The 20,084-nt window shown below is 70.4% G+C and carries 21 protein-coding genes, 2 pseudogenes and 2 riboswitches; of the genes and pseudogenes, 20 read left to right on the top strand and 3 right to left on the bottom strand.

Going from position 1 to position 20,084, the window contains the following annotated elements:
• Positions 1 to 214 precede the first annotated feature (214 nt).
• On the bottom strand, positions 215 to 820 hold the full coding sequence (locus FHN55_RS18595) for a cadmium resistance transporter (protein ID WP_139713904.1): 606 nt from the start codon (positions 818 to 820) through the stop codon (positions 215 to 217).
• Between the two features lie 79 nt (positions 821 to 899).
• Here FHN55_RS18595 and FHN55_RS18600 point away from each other — a divergent pair.
• The 9 genes and pseudogenes from FHN55_RS18600 to FHN55_RS18635 form a co-directional block, all read left to right on the top strand.
• Positions 900 to 1,163 (top strand): annotated as a pseudogene (locus FHN55_RS18600) (ArsR/SmtB family transcription factor); the annotation flags it as partial.
• Positions 1,164 to 1,298 (top strand): hypothetical protein, encoded by a 135-nt coding sequence (locus FHN55_RS23900; protein WP_255472644.1) that lies wholly within the window; start codon positions 1,164 to 1,166, stop codon positions 1,296 to 1,298. It abuts the pseudogene before it with no gap.
• A gap of 75 nt (positions 1,299 to 1,373) precedes the next feature.
• Positions 1,374 to 1,898, top strand: coding sequence for a signal peptidase II (lspA, locus tag FHN55_RS18605; RefSeq protein ID WP_139713905.1), 525 nt, complete (start codon positions 1,374 to 1,376; stop codon positions 1,896 to 1,898).
• Between the two features lie 152 nt (positions 1,899 to 2,050).
• The gene (locus tag FHN55_RS18610) at positions 2,051 to 2,551 is read left to right on the top strand and encodes a TlpA disulfide reductase family protein (protein ID WP_218974814.1); all 501 of its coding nucleotides are present in this window, start codon (positions 2,051 to 2,053) and stop codon (positions 2,549 to 2,551) included.
• Between the two features lie 44 nt (positions 2,552 to 2,595).
• Positions 2,596 to 3,300 carry a cytochrome c biogenesis CcdA family protein gene (locus tag FHN55_RS18615; protein ID WP_255472639.1) on the top strand — a complete coding sequence of 235 codons (705 nt, stop codon included), beginning with the start codon at positions 2,596 to 2,598 and terminating at the stop codon, positions 3,298 to 3,300.
• Positions 3,300 to 4,961, top strand: a complete 1,662-nt coding sequence (locus tag FHN55_RS18620; protein WP_139713907.1) for a cytochrome c biogenesis protein ResB — start codon at positions 3,300 to 3,302, stop codon at positions 4,959 to 4,961. Before FHN55_RS18615 ends, FHN55_RS18620 begins: the two co-directional genes overlap by 1 nt.
• Before the next feature lie 50 nt (positions 4,962 to 5,011).
• Positions 5,012 to 5,989: a c-type cytochrome biogenesis protein CcsB gene (gene ccsB, locus FHN55_RS18625; protein WP_139713935.1), complete on the top strand. Its 978-nt coding sequence runs from the start codon at positions 5,012 to 5,014 to the stop codon at positions 5,987 to 5,989.
• Positions 5,990 to 6,106: 117 nt separating this feature from the next.
• Complete coding sequence (locus FHN55_RS18630; RefSeq protein ID WP_222710995.1) at positions 6,107 to 6,604, top strand: signal peptidase II; 498 nt, start codon at positions 6,107 to 6,109, stop codon at positions 6,602 to 6,604.
• A 208-nt stretch (positions 6,605 to 6,812) separates the two neighbouring features.
• A riboswitch (cyclic di-AMP (ydaO/yuaA leader) is annotated at positions 6,813 to 7,005 on the top strand.
• A 7-nt stretch (positions 7,006 to 7,012) separates the two neighbouring features.
• Positions 7,013 to 7,492: a C40 family peptidase gene (locus tag FHN55_RS18635; protein ID WP_139713908.1), complete on the top strand. Its 480-nt coding sequence runs from the start codon at positions 7,013 to 7,015 to the stop codon at positions 7,490 to 7,492.
• Positions 7,493 to 7,692: 200 nt separating this feature from the next.
• Here FHN55_RS18635 and FHN55_RS18640 read toward each other — a convergent pair whose 3' ends face one another.
• Complete coding sequence (locus tag FHN55_RS18640) at positions 7,693 to 8,004, bottom strand: hypothetical protein (RefSeq protein WP_139713909.1); 312 nt, start codon at positions 8,002 to 8,004, stop codon at positions 7,693 to 7,695.
• 362 nt (positions 8,005 to 8,366) lie between these two features.
• Here FHN55_RS18640 and FHN55_RS18645 point away from each other — a divergent pair.
• From FHN55_RS18645 to FHN55_RS18690, 10 genes and pseudogenes are all read left to right on the top strand, one after another.
• Positions 8,367 to 8,717, top strand: a pseudogene (locus FHN55_RS18645) (ArsR/SmtB family transcription factor); the annotation flags it as partial.
• Between the two features lie 533 nt (positions 8,718 to 9,250).
• Complete coding sequence (locus tag FHN55_RS18650) at positions 9,251 to 11,188, top strand: cation-translocating P-type ATPase (protein ID WP_255472638.1); 1,938 nt, start codon at positions 9,251 to 9,253, stop codon at positions 11,186 to 11,188.
• Positions 11,189 to 11,456: 268 nt separating this feature from the next.
• Entirely contained in the window at positions 11,457 to 11,888 is a 432-nt protein-coding gene (locus tag FHN55_RS18655; RefSeq protein ID WP_139713911.1) for a hypothetical protein, read from the top strand.
• 753 nt (positions 11,889 to 12,641) lie between these two features.
• Positions 12,642 to 13,271, top strand: a complete 630-nt coding sequence (locus tag FHN55_RS18660; protein ID WP_257571117.1) for a DsbA family protein — start codon at positions 12,642 to 12,644, stop codon at positions 13,269 to 13,271.
• Positions 13,268 to 14,020: a copper resistance CopC family protein gene (locus tag FHN55_RS18665; protein WP_139713913.1), complete on the top strand. Its 753-nt coding sequence runs from the start codon at positions 13,268 to 13,270 to the stop codon at positions 14,018 to 14,020. Before FHN55_RS18660 ends, FHN55_RS18665 begins: the two co-directional genes overlap by 4 nt.
• A gap of 110 nt (positions 14,021 to 14,130) precedes the next feature.
• Positions 14,131 to 14,847, top strand: coding sequence for a TlpA disulfide reductase family protein (locus tag FHN55_RS18670; protein WP_218974816.1), 717 nt, complete (start codon positions 14,131 to 14,133; stop codon positions 14,845 to 14,847).
• A 121-nt stretch (positions 14,848 to 14,968) separates the two neighbouring features.
• Positions 14,969 to 15,739: a cytochrome c biogenesis CcdA family protein gene (locus tag FHN55_RS18675; protein ID WP_255472634.1), complete on the top strand. Its 771-nt coding sequence runs from the start codon at positions 14,969 to 14,971 to the stop codon at positions 15,737 to 15,739.
• Positions 15,740 to 15,979: 240 nt separating this feature from the next.
• Positions 15,980 to 16,942 carry a cytochrome c oxidase assembly protein gene (locus FHN55_RS18680; RefSeq protein ID WP_218974817.1) on the top strand — a complete coding sequence of 321 codons (963 nt, stop codon included), beginning with the start codon at positions 15,980 to 15,982 and terminating at the stop codon, positions 16,940 to 16,942.
• 59 nt (positions 16,943 to 17,001) lie between these two features.
• The gene (locus tag FHN55_RS18685) at positions 17,002 to 17,328 is read left to right on the top strand and encodes a helix-turn-helix transcriptional regulator (RefSeq protein ID WP_257571118.1); all 327 of its coding nucleotides are present in this window, start codon (positions 17,002 to 17,004) and stop codon (positions 17,326 to 17,328) included.
• On the top strand, positions 17,328 to 18,326 hold the full coding sequence (locus tag FHN55_RS18690; protein ID WP_139713914.1) for a cation diffusion facilitator family transporter: 999 nt from the start codon (positions 17,328 to 17,330) through the stop codon (positions 18,324 to 18,326). The genes FHN55_RS18685 and FHN55_RS18690 overlap by 1 nt, the downstream gene beginning before the upstream one ends.
• Before the next feature lie 272 nt (positions 18,327 to 18,598).
• On the opposite strand, the gene FHN55_RS23905 is transcribed toward FHN55_RS18690, so the two are convergent.
• Positions 18,599 to 18,727 carry a hypothetical protein gene (locus tag FHN55_RS23905; protein ID WP_255472631.1) on the bottom strand — a complete coding sequence of 43 codons (129 nt, stop codon included), beginning with the start codon at positions 18,725 to 18,727 and terminating at the stop codon, positions 18,599 to 18,601.
• Between the two features lie 281 nt (positions 18,728 to 19,008).
• Positions 19,009 to 19,171, top strand: a riboswitch (cyclic di-AMP (ydaO/yuaA leader).
• Positions 19,172 to 19,310: 139 nt separating this feature from the next.
• On the opposite strand from FHN55_RS23905, the gene FHN55_RS18695 reads away from it, so the two are divergent.
• Complete coding sequence (locus FHN55_RS18695) at positions 19,311 to 19,700, top strand: C40 family peptidase (RefSeq protein WP_180357953.1); 390 nt, start codon at positions 19,311 to 19,313, stop codon at positions 19,698 to 19,700.
• Positions 19,701 to 20,084: the final 384 nt, after the last annotated feature.

Genomic DNA, 20,084 nt, shown 5'->3' on the forward strand with positions numbered 1-20,084 from the left:
GAGGTGCTCCTCTCGTGGACGGACTGGCGCTGCAATGGATGCGAGCGCATGGCTAGCCGCCCTCAGGTGGACTGAGGGCTGAACGAGGTGCGCGCGCTGCATGATCGATCGGTGTGCTCGCAGGGTGCAGCGACCGCGCGCCGATCCCTGTCCGACCGCCTGCAGCTGCCAGGCCAGCGTCAAGGGCGGGTGCGCCCTACCGCTGCTCGCGTGCTCAAAGGCCGAAAGCGCCACCTTCGACCAGGATCACCACGCCGAGAACGATCAGCACGAGCGGGAACAGGATGTGCTCCCACCGCTCGAGGACCTCGGCGATCGGTCGGCGGGTGGCGATGTAGCGGGCGGCCAGGACCAGCACGGCGACCAGGGCGAGGAAGACCACCACGTAGGCGGTGATCGCGGCCGGGCCGACGGCCAAGAAGACCGGGACGTAGACGCCGATGTTGTCCCCGCCGTTGGCGAAGGTGACAGCGGCCACGCTCCAGATGGCCACGGCCCTGCCGGGGTCGTCGTCATCATCATCATCGTCGTCGTCACGGTTGCGCCAGGCCTGCCAGGCGGCGCGCAGGCCGATGAGCAGCGGGATGAGCCCGAAGTAGGGAATGACTCCTTCGGGCAGGAAGGCGCCGGCGCCAAGAGCGATGAGGATGGAGGTCACCAAGATGGCGCCGAAGCCGAGGTACTGACCAACTGTGATCTTGAACGTGGTGCCCGGGGCTCCAGCGCCGCGGGCGAAGAAGAGTGACAGCACGATGATGTCGTCGATGTTGGTCACCAGGAACAACCCGACGGCCTGCAAGGCGGAGACGGCGAGGGTCATAGACGTACCTTTCGATGATCAAGGTGATGTTGCTGCCCGCCGAGTCATCAAGCAGTACATGTAACATCAGTGCATGCAGATGATAGCCACGCCTGGTCATGGGACGGACCGTGCAGTGCTGGCTCCGGCTGCCGCGCTCTTCCGGGGGCTCGGAGACCCCACACGCCTGTCGTTGGTGCGTGAGCTGGCTCGCGGGGAAGCGCGCGTGGTGGACCTGTCCACAGCACTAGGACTGGGACAGTCCACGGTGTCCAACCACCTGGCGTGCCTTCGTGAGTGCGGCCTGGTGGACTTCCGTCCACGAGGGCGGGCCTCGGTGTACCACCTGACTCGCCCTGAGTTGATGGACCTGCTGATCGCTGCTGAGGCCCTCCTGCAGGCGACGGGGAACGCCGTGGCGCTGTGCCCCTCCTACGCGGACTCGGCGCCCGAGAGCTGCGCACTGGTCCCTGCTGGGCTCGGGCAGCCCGGTGAGTGAGACAGCGCTCAGCAGTGGTGCTGGGCGCGTGACGCCCCGCCGTCTGACCGGTCAGCGCCGGCAGCGAGCGTGGTGATGAGCGTCGACACTTCGGCCGGCGGCTCTGCTCGGACCAGCGCGGCATTCCTGCGGCGGGTCGTGGCGGGAACCATCGCAGCATCGGTCGTCGCTGTTGACCTGAGCGCCAAGGCGTGGGCGCAGAGCGCGCTGCAAGGCCGGGTGGTTCCGCTGGGGCCGGTGGACCTGCGCCTGGCCTACAACCCCGGGGTGGCCTTCTCCGTGGGGGCGAGCGCTCCGGCTGGGATCGTCCTGGCCGTCACCGCGCTCATCACTGTGGCCGTCGCAGTGTTCGCCTGGCGCACCGCAGCGACCCCTGACCGAGGACGCCTCGGCGCACTCGCCCTGGTCCTGGGGGGCGCAGTGGCCAACGTGGTGGACCGCGGCCGTGACGGGGTCGTCACCGACTATCTGCACAGCGGCTGGTTTCCGACCTTCAACCTCGCAGACACCGCCATCGTCGTCGGAGCGGGCCTGCTGGTGTTGAGCTCCCTTCGCCACGGCGGTGCCAGCGACGGTGACGACAGAGGCGCACAGGCATGAGCGCTGGACGCACGCGCCGGCCCCTGACGCGTCGGGCGCTTCTAGTCGGAGCGTTCGCTGCACCCACAGCAGCGCTGGCAGGCTGCTCGGGACTGGGCCAGCCCGGCCAGGACTCGGGCAACCAGCAGGGCTACGTCTCCGGCAACGGTGACGTGACCCTGCTGCCCGCGGCCGAGCGGGGCGAACCGGTCCAGCTCAGCGGAACAACCACACACGGCGACACCGTGGACGTCGGCGACTGGCGCGGTCAGGTGGTAGTGATCAACGTCTGGTACGCGGCGTGCGCGCCGTGCCGCCTGGAGGCGCCTGACCTGGCCCGGGTCGCCTCACAGACCCCAGACGTGCGCTTCCTCGGGCTGAACACCCGTGACGGTCAAGCGGTGGCGAACACCTTCGAGAAGGAGTTCGCCATCCCCTACTCCAGTGTCCTGGACGCGGGCTCTGGCCAAGCGCTGCTGTCGCTGCGCGGCACCATCCCGCCGCAGGCCGTGCCTTCCACGCTCGTGCTCGACGCCGAGGGGCGTCCGGCAGCACGAGCGGTCGGCCGCGTGGAGGAGAGCGTGCTGCGCGGCATGATCGATGAGGTCCGCAGTGGCCGAGCCGACGGCGCCGGCAGCTCCGGTGGCGCAGCGACCGTCAGCGGTGGCGCGTGAGCGCGGCTGATCTCTTCCAGCAGCTGGCAGGCGGCGGTCCGCTGGTGGTGGCCGCGCTCGTCGCGGCTGTGGCGGGCGTCGTCAGCTTCGCCTCCCCGTGCGTGCTACCGCTGGTGCCGGGCTATCTGGGCTACGTCACCGGCCTGACCGGTGTTGACCTCGGGCGCCAGCGCCGCGGCAGGCTGCTGCTCGGCTCGGTGCTCTTCGTGCTCGGTTTCTCGGCGGTCTTCGTCGCTGCCGGCGCAGCGTTCGGGGCTCTGGGTGCCTTCCTGGTGAGTCACCAGCTGCAGCTGACCCGGTGGATGGGCGTCGTCGTCGTCCTCATGGGGCTAGCCTTCCTCGGCCTCGTGCCCGGTCTGCGCGGGGAGGCGAAGGTGCGATGGCGCCCGGCAGCAGGCTTGGCCGGAGCGCCGCTGCTGGGAGCGACCTTCGGGTTGGGGTGGGCACCGTGCATGGGGCCGACGCTGGCGGTGGTGCTGGCTCTGGCCACCGATGCCGCCACCGCCTCGCGCGGGGTGCTGCTGTCAGTGGCCTACTGCCTGGGCTTGGGGCTGCCGTTCGTGCTCGTCGCGCTCGGACTGGGACGATCGACGAGGGCCCTGGACTGGGTGCGCCGACGGCGCTTGACCATCACCCGCGTCGGTGGCGCCGCGCTCGTCGCGGTTGGCGTGTTGCTGGTCAGCGGCCTGTGGACGCAGTGGCTGCTGGCTCTGCAGGGCAGCATCGGTGCCTTCGAGACGGTGGTGTGATGACGAGCGTCCAAGAGCGCCGCCCGGCCCTGCCCGAGCCGCCGGGCAGTGATCGCCCCGCAGGGCTCGGTCTGGTGGGCTGGGCCCGCTGGACCTGGCGTCAGCTCACGAGCATGCGCACGGCGCTGCTGCTGCTGATGCTGCTCGCGGTGCTGGCGGTGCCCGGCTCGCTGTTCCCCCAGCGCAACATCGACCAGGTCGCCGTGGCCCAGTACTTCCAGGACAACCCCGACTCTGCGCCATGGCTGGACCGGCTCAGCCTGTTCGACGTCTACTCCTCGCCGTGGTTCTCCGCGGTCTACCTGCTGCTGTTCATCAGCCTGGTCGGCTGCGTGCTGCCGCGCACCAAGGTGCACGTGGCCAACTTGCGCCAGGCCCCTCCGCGCACCCCGGCACGCCTGTCACGGTTGCCTGAGCACCGCACCGTCGAGGTCGATGCCGCTCCCGGTGACGTGCTGCGCGTCGCCCAAGACGTCCTGCGCAGCCGCCGGTACCGCACCGCGGACTTCGGCGACGACCGCCACGGCCCGTCTATGGCAGGGCAGCGCGGAGAGCTCCGAGAAAGCGGCAACCTGCTCTTCCACCTGGCCCTGGTGGGGGTGCTCATCGCCGTGGGCATCGGCGGCCTGTACGGCTACCGCGCCCAGGTGATCGTCCAGCAGGGGCAGGCGTACACCAACCAGGTCACCGCCTACGACAGCTGGGACCCGGGTGCCTACGTCGACGGCTCCGCTCTCCCGCCGTTCTCCTTCGCTCTGAACGCGTTGCGCGTCGCCTTCGACGAAGACTCCAGCGGCAACCAGTTCGGCGCCCCCCGCAGCTTCGAGGCGGACGTCACCGTCACCGACGCCCCTGGACAGGCACCGCGGCAGGAGAAGATCCGCGTCAACGAGCCCCTGCGCGCCGGCGGGGCGTCGGTGTACCTCGCCGGGAACGGCTACGCCCCGGTCATCACCGTGCGCAACGGCGCCGGGGAGGTCGTCTTCGACCAGGGCACACCGTTCTTGGTGCAGGACGCCAACTACACCTCCACCGGTGTGGTGAAGGTTTCCGACCCGGCCGGCGATCTCGGCCTGCAGGGTCTGCTCCTGCCGACAGCTTCCGAGGACTCGTCCGGGCCTCCCGTCTCGACCTTCCCCGATCTGCGCAACCCCGAGGTCCTCTTCTTCGCCTACACCGGTGATCTCGGTCTGGACGATGGTGTACCGCAGAACGTCTACGAGCTGGACACCTCGCGCATGCAGCGCGTGACCGACGTGGACGGGCAGCCACTGCGCTTTTCGATGAAGCCCGGTGACACCTATGACCTGCCGAACGGACTCGGCTCGGTGACGCTGGACAGGATCGACAGGTTCGCGGGCTTCACCGTGCGCCACGACCCGGCGCGCGCAATGGCCTTGACCTTCTCCCTGCTGGCCATCGTCGGCCTGACCGCGTCGCTTTTCGTCCCGCGGCGGCGCGTCTGGGTGCGGGCAGCACCCGCCACCGGTGACGCCGCGCAGGGCCGGACGCTGCTCGAGGTCGGCGCCCTGGCGCGCAGCGAGGACCACGGCCTGGCCGGCGAGGCCGACGCGGTCCTGTCCGCCGTGCTCGCGCGCCTGCCCGCCCGAGACACTGACCAGACCCCGTCCGACAAGCCCCCGCGACAGGAGGAGCCGTGAGCGTCGACGAGACCCTGGCCTCGGCCAGCAACTCCCTCGTCTACTCGGCCATGGCCGTGTACACCCTGGCCCTCGGCGCCAGCGCCATGGACCTCGCCGGCCTCGGCGAGCGCGCCACGGCGAGGAACCGCCGCAAGCAGCAGGGCAGGCAGGCGCTGCAGGCGGCGTCGCGCCAGCCGGCGGTCGTCGGGGCCGGTGCTGCCGGTCCGGTGGTGCGCACCTCCGCCACGCAGGAGCCGGTGCCCCTCGCCGAGGACGGCGCCCCCCGCAAGGCGGCCGGCATCGCCACCTCGCTGACGGTGCTGGCGCTGCTGCTGCACCTCGGCGGCGTGGTCACCCGCGGTCTCTCGGCGCACCGGGCGCCCTGGGGCAACATGTACGAGTTCTCCGTGACGGGCACCTCCGTCGTCGTCCTCGTCTACCTGCTGGTGCTCACGCGGCGCGACGTGCGCTGGCTCTCCACCTTCGTGCTGGCCCCCGTGCTCCTGAGCCTGGGCCTGGCCGTCGCCGTCCTCTACACCGACTCCGCGCCGCTGGTGCCCGCGCTGCAGAGCTACTGGCTGATCATCCACGTGTCGGTGGCGTTCGTGAGCTCGGCGCTGTTCGTGCTGGCCTTCTCCACCACCGTGCTGCAGCTGGTGCAGGAGCGCCGCGAGGCGCAGCGCGCCGCCGGCGCCACCCCGGGTGCCGGCCGCTTCATGGAGGCGCTCCCCAGCGCCGCCGACCTGGAGAAGCTCTCCTACCGCCTCATCGCCATCTCGTTCCCGCTGTGGGCGTTCACGCTGGTGGCGGGCGCGATCTGGGCCGAGGTCGCCTGGGGCCGGTACTGGAACTGGGACCCCAAGGAGGTGTGGACCTTCATCATCTGGGTGGTCTACGCCGCCTACCTGCACGCCCGGGCCACCGGTGGCTGGAACGGGCGTCGCGCGGCGTACCTGTCCATGGCCGGCTTCGCCTGCCTGATGATCAACTACGGCGTGGTCAACACGGTCTTCCCGGGCAACCACTCCTACGCTGGTATCGGTTGAGAGCGCGCCGTCCATGCACCTCGAGCGCTTTCAAGGTCCTGATCGACCTGCGCTGGTGGGGATCCAGTGAGCGCTGACGCTGGCCGGCGTCCTCGGCGATGGCTCCTGGCCCTGCTAGTGGCAGCTGCGGCCGCTGGCCTGGACCAGGTCACCAAGGCAGTGGCCGAGCGCACGCTGGACGGCTCGGCGCGCGAGCCATTGTTGGGTGACTTCCTCGGGCTGCAGCTGTCCTTCAACCCGGGGTCTGTCTTGGGGCTGGGGTCAGGCAGCACGTGGCTCCTGACGGTCGCGGCTGGCTTGGCCTTCTTGGCCTTGACGCGGGCAGCGCTGTGGGCCCCTTCGAGGGGATGGGCGCTGGCGACCGGTCTGCTGTGGGGCGGCGTGACCGGCAACCTGCTTGATCGGCTGCTTGCCCCTCCCCGCTTCGGGCAGGGACACGTCACCGACTTCCTGACCTACGGACACCTCTTCATCGGCAACCTTGCCGATGTGTGGCTGACCTTTGGCGCTGCCCTGGCTGCTGTGCTGCTTATGGGGGAGGCGCTGCAGGATCCCTCCGCCCAGCACCCCGTCCAGCCTCCTGGGCATCCACAGCAATTGCGCGAGCGCAAGTGAGCGACGCGCCGTGGTGGACATCACGCCTTGGCCCTAGGCGACAGTCCGTGTGCCCGCAGGCTGCCCGTGGGAGGCGCGCGAGCCGTAGGGAGCCGTGAACCCTGGGCAGGACCACACAGCGGCAGACTCGCTGCTCAGGCGCCAGGAAGGTTGTGACCAAAAGTAGCTTTCGGGTACGTTCTGGTGACTTTCGGGCATCCGAGAGCTCTCAACGCGCACGCCGAGCCCCTGCCAGCGCGGTCGAGGTCCACACATCCTTGTGGCAGGGGACGGGGGAACCACTTCCGGGCGCGCTGCTCTTCGGAGCGTCGTCGCGTCCTCGGGGTGAAGCTCGCCTAGCGAGCCGGGGGACCTCACCTCCCGAACCCGACAGCTCACCTCGCAGGCGTCGGAGAGGCTCACCCCCACATGTCGATGACTCCCGCCCTCAAGCCTGCCCGCAAGCACCAGCGCGCCCTGACCCGGCTCGTCGCCGGCCTCGCACTGTCCGGCGGCCTCGTCGCCGGTGCCGCGATCCCGGCCAGCGCCGCACCCGTGCTGAACAGCGGGGCCGTCCTGGCCACCGCGAGCCAGTACATCGGCACCCCCTACCGCTTCGGCGGCACCAGCCCGTCCGGCTTCGACTGCTCGGGCTACACCCAGCACGTCTACGCCGACAACGGCATCGCGCTGGCACGCACGACTTCCGAGCAGCTGGCCACGACAACGCGCATCAGCAAGTCCGAAGCGCGCCCTGGCGACCTGGTGTTCTTCGTCAACGCTGCGGGGCGGCCCTACCACGTCGGCATTTACACCGGCGATGGCCGCATGATGGACTCCCCGCGCACAGGCAAGTCGGTCAGTGAGCGCTCGATCTGGACCGAAGACGTGATCTACACGCGCGTGTGAGCCCACCTTGGCGCCCACCTCGGGGCCGATGAACAGGGTCGCTCTGACCCAAGGTGGGCGCCAAGGAACTTCACGAACGAGTCGTGCTGTGATCGAGAGGTTGACCGCGAGGGGGACGCCCCACAACGCCCTGCCCTTCCTGCAGCAGGTACCACGAAGGCGACCCAAGCCAGTCCTCGTGCCACAAGTCTTCAGGGGCATCAGACGGCCAGGCCCTTCACGTGTGCGCGAAAGCCGTGCAGCAGTATTTTCCGAGCGGGCAGTGGAACCGACGGCGCTCTCGGGCGCGGGGGTGCTCCTGGGGTGTAGTTCTGCTCGTCGACAGCCGATGAAGTTGGCGTGACCCGCATCAGTGCTGCGACGATGGTCCAGGCCTTCGTCATTCTTGTGACGGCCGTCGTGTTCGGCTTGATGGTCTTTGGTCCGTCCGACCCTTCGGGGCAGGGCTCGATGAGCGGCTCGAAAGTGAGCGGCATGAATATCGGCGGCATGTCCGCGGGCAGCAGGTCCATGGACTCCCATGACAGGAGCGGGCACTGACGCCGCCCCACGGGGCCTCGTCTCTGTCTCGCTTACTCCAGCACCCTTTCCGGACCCAACCGCTGGCTGCTGCGCCCGTCGCCTCTCTGAGCAGGTAGGACAGGGCGTCTGCGCGCATCTGCCCTGGTCGGCGATGCAGTCGGGCGGTCACTGGTCAGGCGATGAGGCGATGAGTGGCCAGGGGTGTTGCCTGGCGCCGGACAACCTCAGCTGACCATCGAGGGGCAGGTGGCCTCGACACGGAGGTCACGCGATCCGGGCACGCCGCCAGATCGGTACTACCTGCCGCACCACCGACGGGCCATATGGTCAACCTCCGCTGTACAGTCAGTACATGCTGACGATGGCGTCCCGCCTGCAGGTGATGCAGCGGCTCGGTCGAGCGATGGCCGACCCGACCCGCTCCCGCATCCTGAGCCGGCTGCTGGACGGCCCCTGCAACCCCGCCCAACTGGCCCGGGACCTGCAGCTGACCCCCTCCAACGTCTCCAACCACCTCACCTGCCTGCGCGGCTGCGGCCTGGTGGTCGTCACCCCCCAGGGTCGCAAGGCCAGCTACGAGATCGCTGACCCCCACCTGGTCAAGGCCCTCACCGCCCTGGTTGACATCGTCCTGGCCGTCGATGACGGACGCCCCTGCGCTGATGCTGACTGCGACGTCCCGCTGTGCTGCGGCCCGGGCGCTCTTGAGACGGCTAGGACCCCCCAGGCCGCCCCGGTCGCGGACGGCACCGAGCCCGCCGACGCCACCGGGGTCCGACCGTGAGCGGCGCCTGCTGCGGTGAGGACGAGCCCCGCTCCACGCCAGTGAGCCAGCGGCGCAGTGAGCGACCCAGCCAGCGCATCCAGCTCACCCTCCAGCCGCAATCTGCACCACCGAGCGGCTCCCTGCAGGCCCAACCCGCGGACCCAGCCACCACGAGCACCACAACCACCGAACCAGGGTGCGACTGCTGCTCCCCAGCTCCGACACGGGTACGCCTGGATCTCGGGCCGGCCACCTCCGGTGAAGCAGCCCCCCACCTAACCGACATCGCCGACATCACTGACGGCGCAGACCGCAGAGATCGCCCAGGCCCTGCTGACCTCGATGACTGCTGCGCCCCCAAGGCCCGCCCTACCGACGCTGAACTTGTCCACGAGGACCTGCCGCCGTGGTGGCGCGAATCGGCGCTGCGCCTGCCGGCGGCCTCGGGGCTCCTGGTCGCCGCCGCCCTGGTGCTGGACCACCTCGCCGGCGCCCCGACCGCCGCGGCCGTGCTCAACGCCGCCGCCCTGCTGGCGGGAGCGTGGACGTTCATGCCCGGGGCGCTGCGCCGCCTGGTGCGCGGCCGTCTTGGGGTCGGGCTGCTCATGACGATCGCCGCCGCGGGCGCGGTGGCCCTGGGCCACCTCGGCGAAGCAGCCGCCCTGGCGTTCCTGTTCTCCATCGCCGAGGCCCTCGAGGACCGCGCCATGGACCGCGCTCAGCACGGCCTGCGGGCTCTGCTCGCCCTAGTCCCACCGACCGCACGGGTTGAGCGCCCCGCCCAGCCGACCGGCAGTCCAGGCGAGCACGTAGTGCCCGCCGTGCAGGTGCGCACCGGGGATGTGCTGCTGCTAGCCGCCGGTGAGCGCGTGGCCACCGACGCCGTCGTCCTGACCGGCCGCTCAGCCCTGGACACCTCCGCGGTCACCGGTGAGTCCATTCCCGTCGCGGTCGGCCCCGGCGAACCCGTCCCGGCCGGGTCGGTCAACGGCACCGGCACGCTGCGCCTGCGGGCTGTCGCCGATGGGCGGGACAACTCCCTGACCCAGATCGTGCGCCTGGTGGAGGCAGCCCACGCACGTAAGGGCCAGCGCGCCCGCCTGGCCGACCGCATCGCCCGACCCCTGGTGCCAGCGGTGCTGGCCCTGGCGGCGCTGGTGGCGCTGTACGGCGTGCTCGTCGGCGAGCCGGAACTGTGGCTGCAGCGGGCTCTGGTGGTGCTGGTGGCGGCCTCCCCCTGCGCGATGGCGATCGCGGTCCCGGTCACCGTGATCTCTGCGATCGGCGCGGCCAGCAAGCTGGGGGTGGTCATCAAGTCCGGGCAGGCCTTCGAGGACCTCGGCGCGGTGCGCCAGGTGCACCTGGACAAGACCGGCACCCTGACCCGCGGCACCCCTCAGGTGGTCGCTGTGGCCACCATCTCCCCCGTTGCCGCCAGCACCTCCTACAACATCTCCAGCAGCGCCTCGGGGACGTCTGCGGACCGGGTGCTGCGAGCGGCCGCTGCTATCGAGGCAGGCAGCACCCACCCCCTGGCTCACGCCCTGCTGACTGCGGCCACCCTTGAACAGGCAGACAGCGCGACCCTCCCCGACGCCACCGACGTGCACGAGCACCCCGGCCAGGGCATTAGCGGCCACTGGGGCGGCACCGCGGTGCGGGTGGGCAGCACCCGCTGGATCGACCCCGGTGCCCTGACCGGCGACGTCGAGCAGATGACCGCCGCAGGCATGACCGTCGTCCTCGTCGAGATCGACGGTCACCTCACCGGCGCCATCGGGGTGCGCGATGAGCTGCGTCCCGAAGCCGCCGAGGCCGTCGCCCTGCTGCGCCAGCAGGGCCTGGCGGTGTCAATGCTGACCGGGGACGACGCCCGCACCGCTCACGCCCTGGCATCCCAGGCCGGCATCACCGACGTGCGCGCTGCGCAGACCCCGGCGGACAAGGCCAGCGCCGTCCACCCCACCGCATCCTCCCGAGGTGGGACGGCGATGGTCGGGGACGGAATCAACGACGCCCCCGCCCTGGCCACTGCCACCGTCGGCATCGCCATGGGCCTGACCGGCTCGGCCGCCGCGATCGAGTCCGCCGACGTCGCCTTCACCGGCACCGACCTGCGCCTGCTGCCCCGCGCGTTCGCCCACGCCCGCCGCGGCCGATCGATCATGACCGCGAACATCGCCCTCGCGCTGGCGATCATCGTGGTGCTGGTGCCGCTGGCGCTGTTCGGGGTGCTGGGCCTGGCGGCGGTGGTGCTCGTCCACGAGGTCGCCGAGGTCATCGTGATCGCCAACGGCGCCCGCGCGGCGCGCCTGCCCCGACGACGCCGCGTGACCCTGGAAGGCGCCGAGGTGACCGGCACCGACAACGCAAACCGCCGCGCTGCCAGTGCCACACCCTCTCGTTGAGCCCGGTGCGTCACAGCGACCCACGGCCGGTCGGTGTGCTGTCGCTCACCGGTGTGACTCGCGCAGCAGCGTGCCCATGCGCGCGGCGGGAGAGCCAGACGGTGGCTGTAGCGTCGAGAGGGTGAGTTGCCATCGAGTCGCCGCAGTCGCGGCATCCGGTGGCACACACGTCGACCTACCAGTCGATCCATCAGTGCGTCTGGCCGTCGCTGTGCACGGGGGCCTGGCCGAGGACGCCCGAGGCGTGCGACAGGCCCTTCCAGGACGCGTGCTGCTGGCAGGGTTGGCGCTGGTGCTGGCGGTGTTGAGCTTCTGCCTCGCGGGTGCGTACACCGCCGACCACGCCCGCGATGCCCGGGCCTCCGCGGCCGCGGCGATGGGGGTGCAGCGCAGCCTCGTCGATGCAGCACCAGTTGGCCTGCAGCCGGCGGTGACGGCGGAGATGGCGGAGACGGCGGCTTCGTCTGCCAGCTCGTCCCCGGAGAGTCACCTCACGGACCCGTCAGTCGGGTCCAGCGTGACTGACGGTGGTCACGACCAGGGCGAGGACGGCTCACGCGGCGCTCATCAGCACGTCGAGCACGACGTCTTGATGGATGTCGCCCCGCGCGCAGGTGCGCCAGTCAACACCGCCGCCACGATCACTTCTCGGCAAGCGCCACCGCTGGTGCATGCCCCCATCGTTCTTCCTCCCGATTAACGGCTAGCGCCGGCTAGAGCTGGCTGCCCCCCACGACGCCTCGCAAGGTGTCGCGTCGCTGTGCCCGTGTGCCCGTGCCCTGACCGATATGGGCCCATCGTCTGGGTCCATCGCCGTGGACTTCGCGTGCGCCACGTGTCTGGGTCGTCCAGGCACCACCCGTGCAGCTGATCCGAGGGCTTGCCTGGCAGTTCGTCACGTCGGGAGTTGAGGTCAGCGCTGCACCTCCTCCATCTGCGTCCTGGCTGTTCCCCGTCTGCAAGGAGCTCCCATGTCTGCTCGTACCCGCGCCGTCATCGACTGGCTGAACAGCGCCGGCTTCACCATCGCCGCCACGGCTTTCGGGCTCCTCTGCCTGTTCCTGGTCGTGTCCTACCTGTTCACCTGACCACTGGACCTTCACCTGACCACTGGACCGCCGAGGCCAGCGCCGAGCGGCGCTGCTGCCGCTTGGCCCTCCTGCTCCATCACCAGCGAAGGACTTCCGTCATGAACTCTGCGGACAACTCAGCGCCTCGTGGATCGGCGCCCGACCCACAGCCCGACGACGTGGGTGCCACCACCGATCCCACGACCCCCGGCTCCCCGACCAAGGCAAAGGGAGGGCCCGGTCCAACCGGGGCATCCACTGCGGCCGGCACAGCTGCTGCGTCCTCCGCGCATGTGAGGGCCACCAAGGTCGGCAAGGCGCAGGTGCGCCAGGAGGCACGGCCTGCTCGCCCAGCGTCGGCGCGCAGGGCTGTGAGGTTGTCGGTGTTCGTCGTGGTGGCGCTGGTGGCGGTGCTCGGTGCGGCTCTGCTGGGCAGCCGCTCGGGCGGCGGGCAGGCCGAAGCCGCTGATGTGGTGCGCCAGGACAGCCACCGCCTGGGCGCGCCGGGCAGCAGCGGGGTCACGCTGACGGAGTTCTTGGACTTCGAGTGCGAGGCGTGTCGAGCTGCCTACCCGCTGGTGGAGCAGCTGCGGCAGGACTACGCCGGGCGCGTCACCTTCGTGGTCCGCTACTTCCCCATCCCCGGGCACGCCAACTCCACCCCCGCTGCTGTGGCCGTTCAGGCCGCATCCGAGCAAGGTCAGCTGGAGGCGATGTACCAGCGGATGTACCAGACCCAGGAGCAGTGGGGCGAGCAGCAGCAGCCCACTCCTGAGGTCTTCCGCGCCATGGCTGTTGAGCTGGGGTTGGACATGGCCGCCTTCGATGCCGCCGTCGCTGATCCGGCCACCGCGGCCAGGGTGGCCTCCGACTTCGAGGACGGCATCGCCTTGGGGGTGCAGGGCACCCCGACCTTCTTCGTCAACGAGGAGAAGATCCAGCCCGCAACGGAGCAGGAGTTCCGCGCGTTGTTGGACCAGGCGCTGGCCGAAGCCGAGGGCGACAACTCGTGAGGCGGTTCCAGGTCAGCGAGCGCACCTCGATCGGGCCGCTGCTTGTCGCTGCGTTCGTCGCCGCCGTGGTGCTGCAGGCTCTCGCGCTCACCGTGGCGGGGCCGGCGGCGGCTCATGGGGCGTTGAAGTCGACCTCACCGGCTGAAGGGGAGCAGCTGAGCGTTGCACCCACGGAGGTGGTGCTGGATTTCAACGAGGTTCCTCTGCCGCTGGGCACGGCGGTGGCCGTCACCGATGCGCAGGGCACGGTGGTCTCCACCGGCCAGGTCCAGCTGGACCAGCGCCGCCTGACCCAGCCGCTGCAGCCGGGCCTTTCCCCGGGGAACTACCGCATCGCCTGGAGGGCGACGTCGGCGGATGGGCATCCGGTCTCCGGGGAGCTGGGCTTCGTCGTCGCGGCCGGTGCTGGTGCTGGTGCTGGTGCTGGTGGCGCATCGTCCGCTGCTGGTGGTGCAGCAGCCGGTACGGGCACTCCTGATGCTGACGATGGCGCCACCGGTGGCGCACCGAGCGATCCCAGCGCCGGCCCGGCATCGGCTGCGGACGCCTCCGCCTCACCGCAAGCCGAAAGGCCGCAGGTCTCGGCGACCGCGGGGGTGAACGACGGCGGGGGGATGTCCGGCGGGGCTCTGCTCACCGGTGGTGCTGCCCTGCTGCTCTTGGTAGCCGTCGCGGTCAGTGTCCTGCGCCGACGGCGGCGCACGGCCTTGACCGAGGAAGCCTCCACTCAAAGATCGCCACAGCGATGAGGCTCCACCCGGTGATGCGGCGCTCAGCTGCCCGGTCAATTGCTCGGTCAGCTGTCTGGTCAGCTGCTGGGCCGGCTGCGCGCCGTGGTCGAGCACCCAAGCAGGCTCGGGTGCTGTGGGGCGCCGGGCTGGTGGCACTGAGCGTGACGCTCTCAAGCTGCGCCGGCCTCGGGGTCCAAGGGGATGACGGCTCCCAGCAGGGCTTCGTGGCCGGCGACGGCACCTGGGAACTGGTGGCCGAGACCGACCGCACCGACGCCGTGCAGATCACCGGCCCCGGCAGCGACGGTTCGACGGTCGACGTCAGCGCCCTGCGCGGACACGTCGTGGTCATCAACGTCTGGTACGCCGCCTGCGCACCCTGCCGCGTGGAGGCTCCCGACCTGGCTGCAGCTGCCCGGGAGTACTCCGAGGCAGGCGTGCGCTTCGTGGGGATCAACACCCGGGACGGACTCGCAGCAGCGAACACTTTCGAGCGGCAGTTCTCGGTCCCCTATCCCAGCGTGATGGACTCCGGATCCGGACAGGCCTTGCTCGCGCTGCGCGGGGTGGTACCGCCGTTGGCGGTTCCCACCACGATCGTGCTGGACCGTCAGGGACGTCCCGCTGGACGCATCGTGGGGCGCGCTGACCCAGGAGTGCTGCGCGGCATGATCGAGCAGGTAGCGGGTCTGTCCTCTGTGTCGCCTTCCGCTGGAGCTGGTCAGGCACCGACGTCGAACGATGCTGCTTCCCGGGCGCCCTCGGCACCGGCTGGCGCTGCGGCGTCGCTGAACGTCGGAGGGCTCGGGGTGGGGCTGCCCATCACCCCGGTCGGCGTCGGATGACGAGGCCGCAGCCAGTGCCGATGTGCCGCCGGCACGACAGAGGTGCGTGCGCAGAGGGGTCTTCGCGCGGCGCAGCGGCGGCTCGGTGCCTCGGCGGGCCCAAGCCCCTGGTGGGGCGGTCGTGAGCGTTCCCACGGTGACGGGTCTGGGTTCGCAGTTCGCCCAGAGCGCCTTGAGCGGACCGCTGCTCGTGGCCTTGACCGTCGCGGGGGTCGCTGGACTGGTGAGTTTCGCCTCGCCCTGCGTGCTGCCTCTGGTGCCGGGCTACCTGAGCTACGTCACGGGTCTGAGCTCGGTGGCGTTGGAGGACCGGCGCCGCTGGCGCGTCGTGCTCGGTGCTGGACTGTTCGTGCTCGGCTTCGCCGTCGTCTTCATCGGTTTGGGTGCTGCCTTCGGTGCACTCGGTGAGCAGCTGCAGCGCCATCAGGTGCAGCTCTCGCGCTGGCTGGGGGGCGTCGTCGTGCTCATGGGGCTGGTCTTCCTGGGTGTGCTGCCCGGATCGGGGCGGCAGGTCTCACTGCGTTGGCGACCGGCGGCTGGCCTGGCGGGCGCTCCGTTGCTGGGGGTGGTCTTCGGGTTGGGGTGGGCGCCGTGCATCGGTCCGACGCTGTCGGCGGTGCTGAGCTTGGCCACCGATCAGGCCAGTGCGTGGCGAGGGGCTGTGCTGACGGCGGCCTACTGCGCCGGACTGGGCGTGCCCTTCTTGGTGGTCGCGCTCTTCGTGGGGCGCAGCCAGCGGCTGCTGATGGTGCTGCGCCGCCACCGCTTGCTGATCTCTCGGGTAGGAGGGGTCGGCCTGGTGGTGATCGGTGTGCTGCTGTTGACGGGTCTGTGGGGCCGCTGGCTGGCTGAGATGCAAGGAGTCATCGGTGGATTTCAGACGGTGGTGTGAGGACGTGGTCAGGCCTGCCTCGGCTGGCCCTGCACGGTGTGCCCTGCTGCATGCGGTGCTCGTGGTGGATGAGGCAGACGCCTGTGCCCCTGCTCCCAGGCCGCTCGCTCGCACCTGTGGGGCGGGCGCGTGATGGCGCTGGCGTCGGGCGAGGGTGAGCTGCCCGCGGCTGGCCCCTCGCTGCAGACGCTGCTGAGCCTGACAGCGGGGGGGCTGCACGTGCTGCCCGTCCTGATCAGCGTGGTGGGGCTGGCCTACTTCGCCGGGGCGGTGAAGCTGTGGCGCAGCGGCCGGCGCTGGTCGGTGTGGGCCACGACGTCCTTCATGGCGGGCTGTGCGCTGGTGCTGGCCGTGACGGTGAGCGGGGTGGAGGTCTACGGCAGCCGCATCTTCTCCATCTTCATGTTCCAGCAGCTGACGCTGATGATGGCAGCGCCCGTGCTGCTGGTGCTTGGCCGTCCTGGGACGTTGCTGCTCAAGGCGCTGCCGCGGCGCGGGCGGGCTGCGGTGCTGGGACGGCCGGTGCTCGCCGCAGCGCTGTGGGGGCTGCGCTCCAGGCTCGGGAGGGTGCTGTTGCACCCGGTGGTGTGCCTGCCGCTGTTCCTGGCGTGCTTCTACGGGATGTACCTGACCGACCTCGCTGGGGTGTTGCTGTCCTCACCTGCCGGGCACACCGCCGCTGAGGTCGCCTTCTTGGCAGCCGGGGTGCTCTTCACCGTGCCGGTGCTGTCCAATGACCCGCTGCCCGCGGTGCACGCGCCTATGACCCAGGCCGCGGAGGTGCTGCTGGAGGCGTTCCTGCACGCCTTCTTCGGGGTGATCATCATGATGGCTTCCACGCCGTTGGTTCCCCACTTCGCCGACCCACCGCCCGGATGGGGGGTGGACGTGATGGCCGACCAAGCCGTGGCGGGGGGTCTGGCGTGGTCCTACGGGGAGATCCCTTCGGTGCTGCTGCTGGTGGTCATCTTCGTGCGGTGGCGGCGCAGCGATGAGGCTGCGGCATCGGCTCGGGATCGCTACGTCGAGGAGCACGGCGATGCCGAGCTGGAGGCCTACAACGCTCACCTGGCGGCTCTGGCCGCCGGCTCGCCTGCGCGCCACGACGCGGATGGCAGGACCACCCCGGACCCGAGCTCGAGATCAGGCTCGGAAACAGGCTCGGAAACAGGCTCGGCAACGGGCCCGGGAACGGGCTCGTGAGCCCGGGGGAGGTGCGGCCGGACCTACCGTTTGTACATGCGTCGATGTACATTTGGCGCGTGCAGGTGGCTACCCATGCCGATGTCCTGGCGCGCTTCGGCCACGCGCTGTCTGACCCGACCCGGGCCCGGCTGCTGCTGGCCTTGCGCGAAGGTCCCGGGTATCCCACCGAGCTGGCAGCCTCCCTGGGCACCTCGCGCCAGAGCCTGTCCAACCACCTGACCTGCCTGCGCGGCTGCGGTCTCGTGGTGGCCACCGCAGAAGGCCGGCGCACGCGCTATGAGCTGGTTGCCCCCGGTCTCGTGCACGCCCTGGAGGACCTGCTGCGCCTGACCCTGGCCGTGGACCCGCTGGTCTGCGGCTCGACTCCGAAGGAGTGCTGCTGATGCCCCACGATCACTCCAGCGCTGCAGCGGGCGAGCAGCACGCAGGCTGCGACCAGCGACGTCGGCTCGCCATCGCCTTGACCATCACCGTGGCCATCACCGCAGCGGGCCTGACCGGTGGCCTGCTGACTGGCTCCTTGGCCCTGCTCGCCGACGCCGGCCACGCCTTGACCGACGCCGCAGGTCTGGCGATCGCTCTGGTCGCGGCCACCTTGGCGCTTCGCCCGGCCACCGATGCGCGCACGTGGGGCTTCCGGCGTGCTGAGGTGATCGCCGCCGCCGTGCAGGCCGTGGCGCTGTTGGGCATCGGCGTCTTCGTCATCGTGGAGGCCATCCGCCGCTTCAGCGAGCCACCGGAGGTGGCCTCCTCGGGGATGGTCCTGTTCGGCGCGGTGGGGTTGCTGGGCAACGTCGTGGCGATCTGGGTGCTGACCCGCGGCGGCCACAGCCACGCCCACGGCTCCTCCTCGAACGGCGAGGGCGAGGGTGGCGGCTCCTCTCCCGCAGCGCTGCGGTCGCTGAACATGAAGGCGGCGCTGCTGGAGGTCATCAACGACGCACTCGGGTCACTGGCCGTCATCATCGCCGCGGTCGTGATCGCCACGACCGGCTGGACGCGTGCCGACGCCGTCGCCTCCCTGCTCATCGGGGCTCTGATCATCCCGCGCACGGTGCGGCTGCTGCGTGAGAGCGCTGAGGTGCTGCTGGAGTCCACTCCCCGGGGCTTGGACCTGGCCGCGGTGCGCGAGCACCTCCTCGCTCAAGAGCACGTGCTGGCCGTGCATGACCTGCACGCCAGCCAGATCAGCACGGGGTTGCCCGTGCTGAGCGCACACGTGGTGGTGGAGGACTCCTGCTTCCACGACGGACACGCCCCACAGGTGCTGGACGCGCTGCAGCAGTGCCTGGCCGGTCACTTCCCGATCAGCGTGACGCACTCGACGTTCCAGATCGAGCCGTCCAGCCACTCTCACCACGAAGCTGGCGCCCACTCATGATCAGTGATGAGCGCAGGTCGCGGAACAGAGCGGCTCCGGCGTCCCGACATGTGAAGCCGGCCCGCCTGTGACCCCCTGACCATCTCGACCGGAACGAGCCGCGGTTGCTGCGCCGGCGACTATCAGGTCCGAGAAGATTCGCTCATCGATACAGGGCGCCGTGGGCCTCACCCTGGCTGCTGTACGCGTGACGGCGGCCGCAATGGCCGGTGGGCGACGGTCGGCCAGGCGCCAGCCAGGTAACGATCAGCGGCGTGCTCGTGAAGGCAGGGTCATCGGGTCGTGGGTGCTGCCGTCAGAGCAGCATCCAAGCCGGTGACGGTGTCCGAGACCTGGCGCAGCTGGCCGCCGCTGGCCTCGACGGCACGGAGGTCCGTGGTCGCCGTCGCGACATCACTCACCGCCGACATCGTGGTCTGGATCGTCGCAGGTGGGCCTGCTGCCAAGCCGCCGTCACTGGTGCAGATCCTGACCTTTACGCCGACGCGGCTGAGCCGGCAAGAGCTCGAAGAGCCGGGGACGCCGTCAGGCCCGCAGCGCCGAGGAGCTGCGGCGAGGTGCTGCAGCGCGGCGGGCGCGGACGACGACGCCCTTGAGTGAATCTGTAACTTTCAGGTACTTTTCGGTCGCTCTCGGACATGACCGAGTGCTCTCGTCGCGCACGCCGAGCCCCTGCCAGCGCGTTCGAGGTCCGCAGATCCTTGTGGCAGGGGACGGGGGAACCACTTCCGGGCGCGCTGCTCTTCGGAGCGTCGTCGCGTCCTCGGGGTGAAGCTCGCCTAGCGAGCCGGGGGACCTCACCTCCCGAACCCGACAGCTCACCTCGCAGGCGTCGGAGAGGCCCACCCCCATATGTCGATGCCCCATGCCCATCACGGGCGCCACGTCTCCTGCCGCCGCTGCGACTCCTCGCCCACCGGTACCTCCCATCCCCGCCGCGCCCTGGCCCGGGCCGCCGCCGGTATCGCCCTGAGCGGTGGTCTGATGGGTGCCGTCGCGCTTCCGGCCAACGCGGCGCCGGTGCTGAACAGCGGCGCGGTGCTGACCACCGCCAGCCAGTACATCGGCACGCCGTACCGCTTCGGTGGCACGACGCCGTCCGGCTTCGACTGCTCGGGCTTCACCCAGCACGTCTTCGCCCAGCACGGCGTGAGCCTGCCGCGCACCACCAGCCAGCAGCTGGCCGCGGTGACGCGTATCAGCAAGGCGCAGGCCAAGCCCGGTGACCTGGTCTTCTTCGTCAACGCCTCCGGCAAGCCCTACCACATGGGCATCTACACCGGCGATGGCCGACTGATGGACTCCCCGCGCACGGGCAAGTCAGTCAGCGAGCGCTCCATCTGGAGCGACAACGTCATCTACGGCCGCGTCTGACCTTCCCCGCCCGGGGTAGACCGCGCCTTGATGAGGCCTCGGTGAAGAAGGTGACGCGCCCCGGTGGCGGGCAGCGTTCCTGGCAGTGATCCGCGAGGGCGAGCCTCTGCGGTGCTCACCCCGGCCCGATGAGGAGCCGGGGTGAGCACCGCACCGCCCACCAGCTGCGCTCAGAGCCGTCTACCCATCCTCTGCGCCCGGGCCCGCCCTTGAGCCAGGGCTTCGGCCGGTCGCTGTGGCGGCGCGTGTCGTCGGTCACAGCTGGATGAGCGTGCCACCGGGTGCCTCAGGGCCGCCGATGTGTTCTCGCCTCGGTCGGCCAGGCAGCTGGGCTGGTCGCGACGGGCGTGGTGGTGTCCGTGCAGGTCCGCAGCGTGCGCAGTC

The organism is Streptomyces sp. NP160, assembly GCF_006335115.1.
Taxonomy (GTDB): Bacteria; Actinomycetota; Actinomycetes; order Actinomycetales; family Quadrisphaeraceae; genus Quadrisphaera.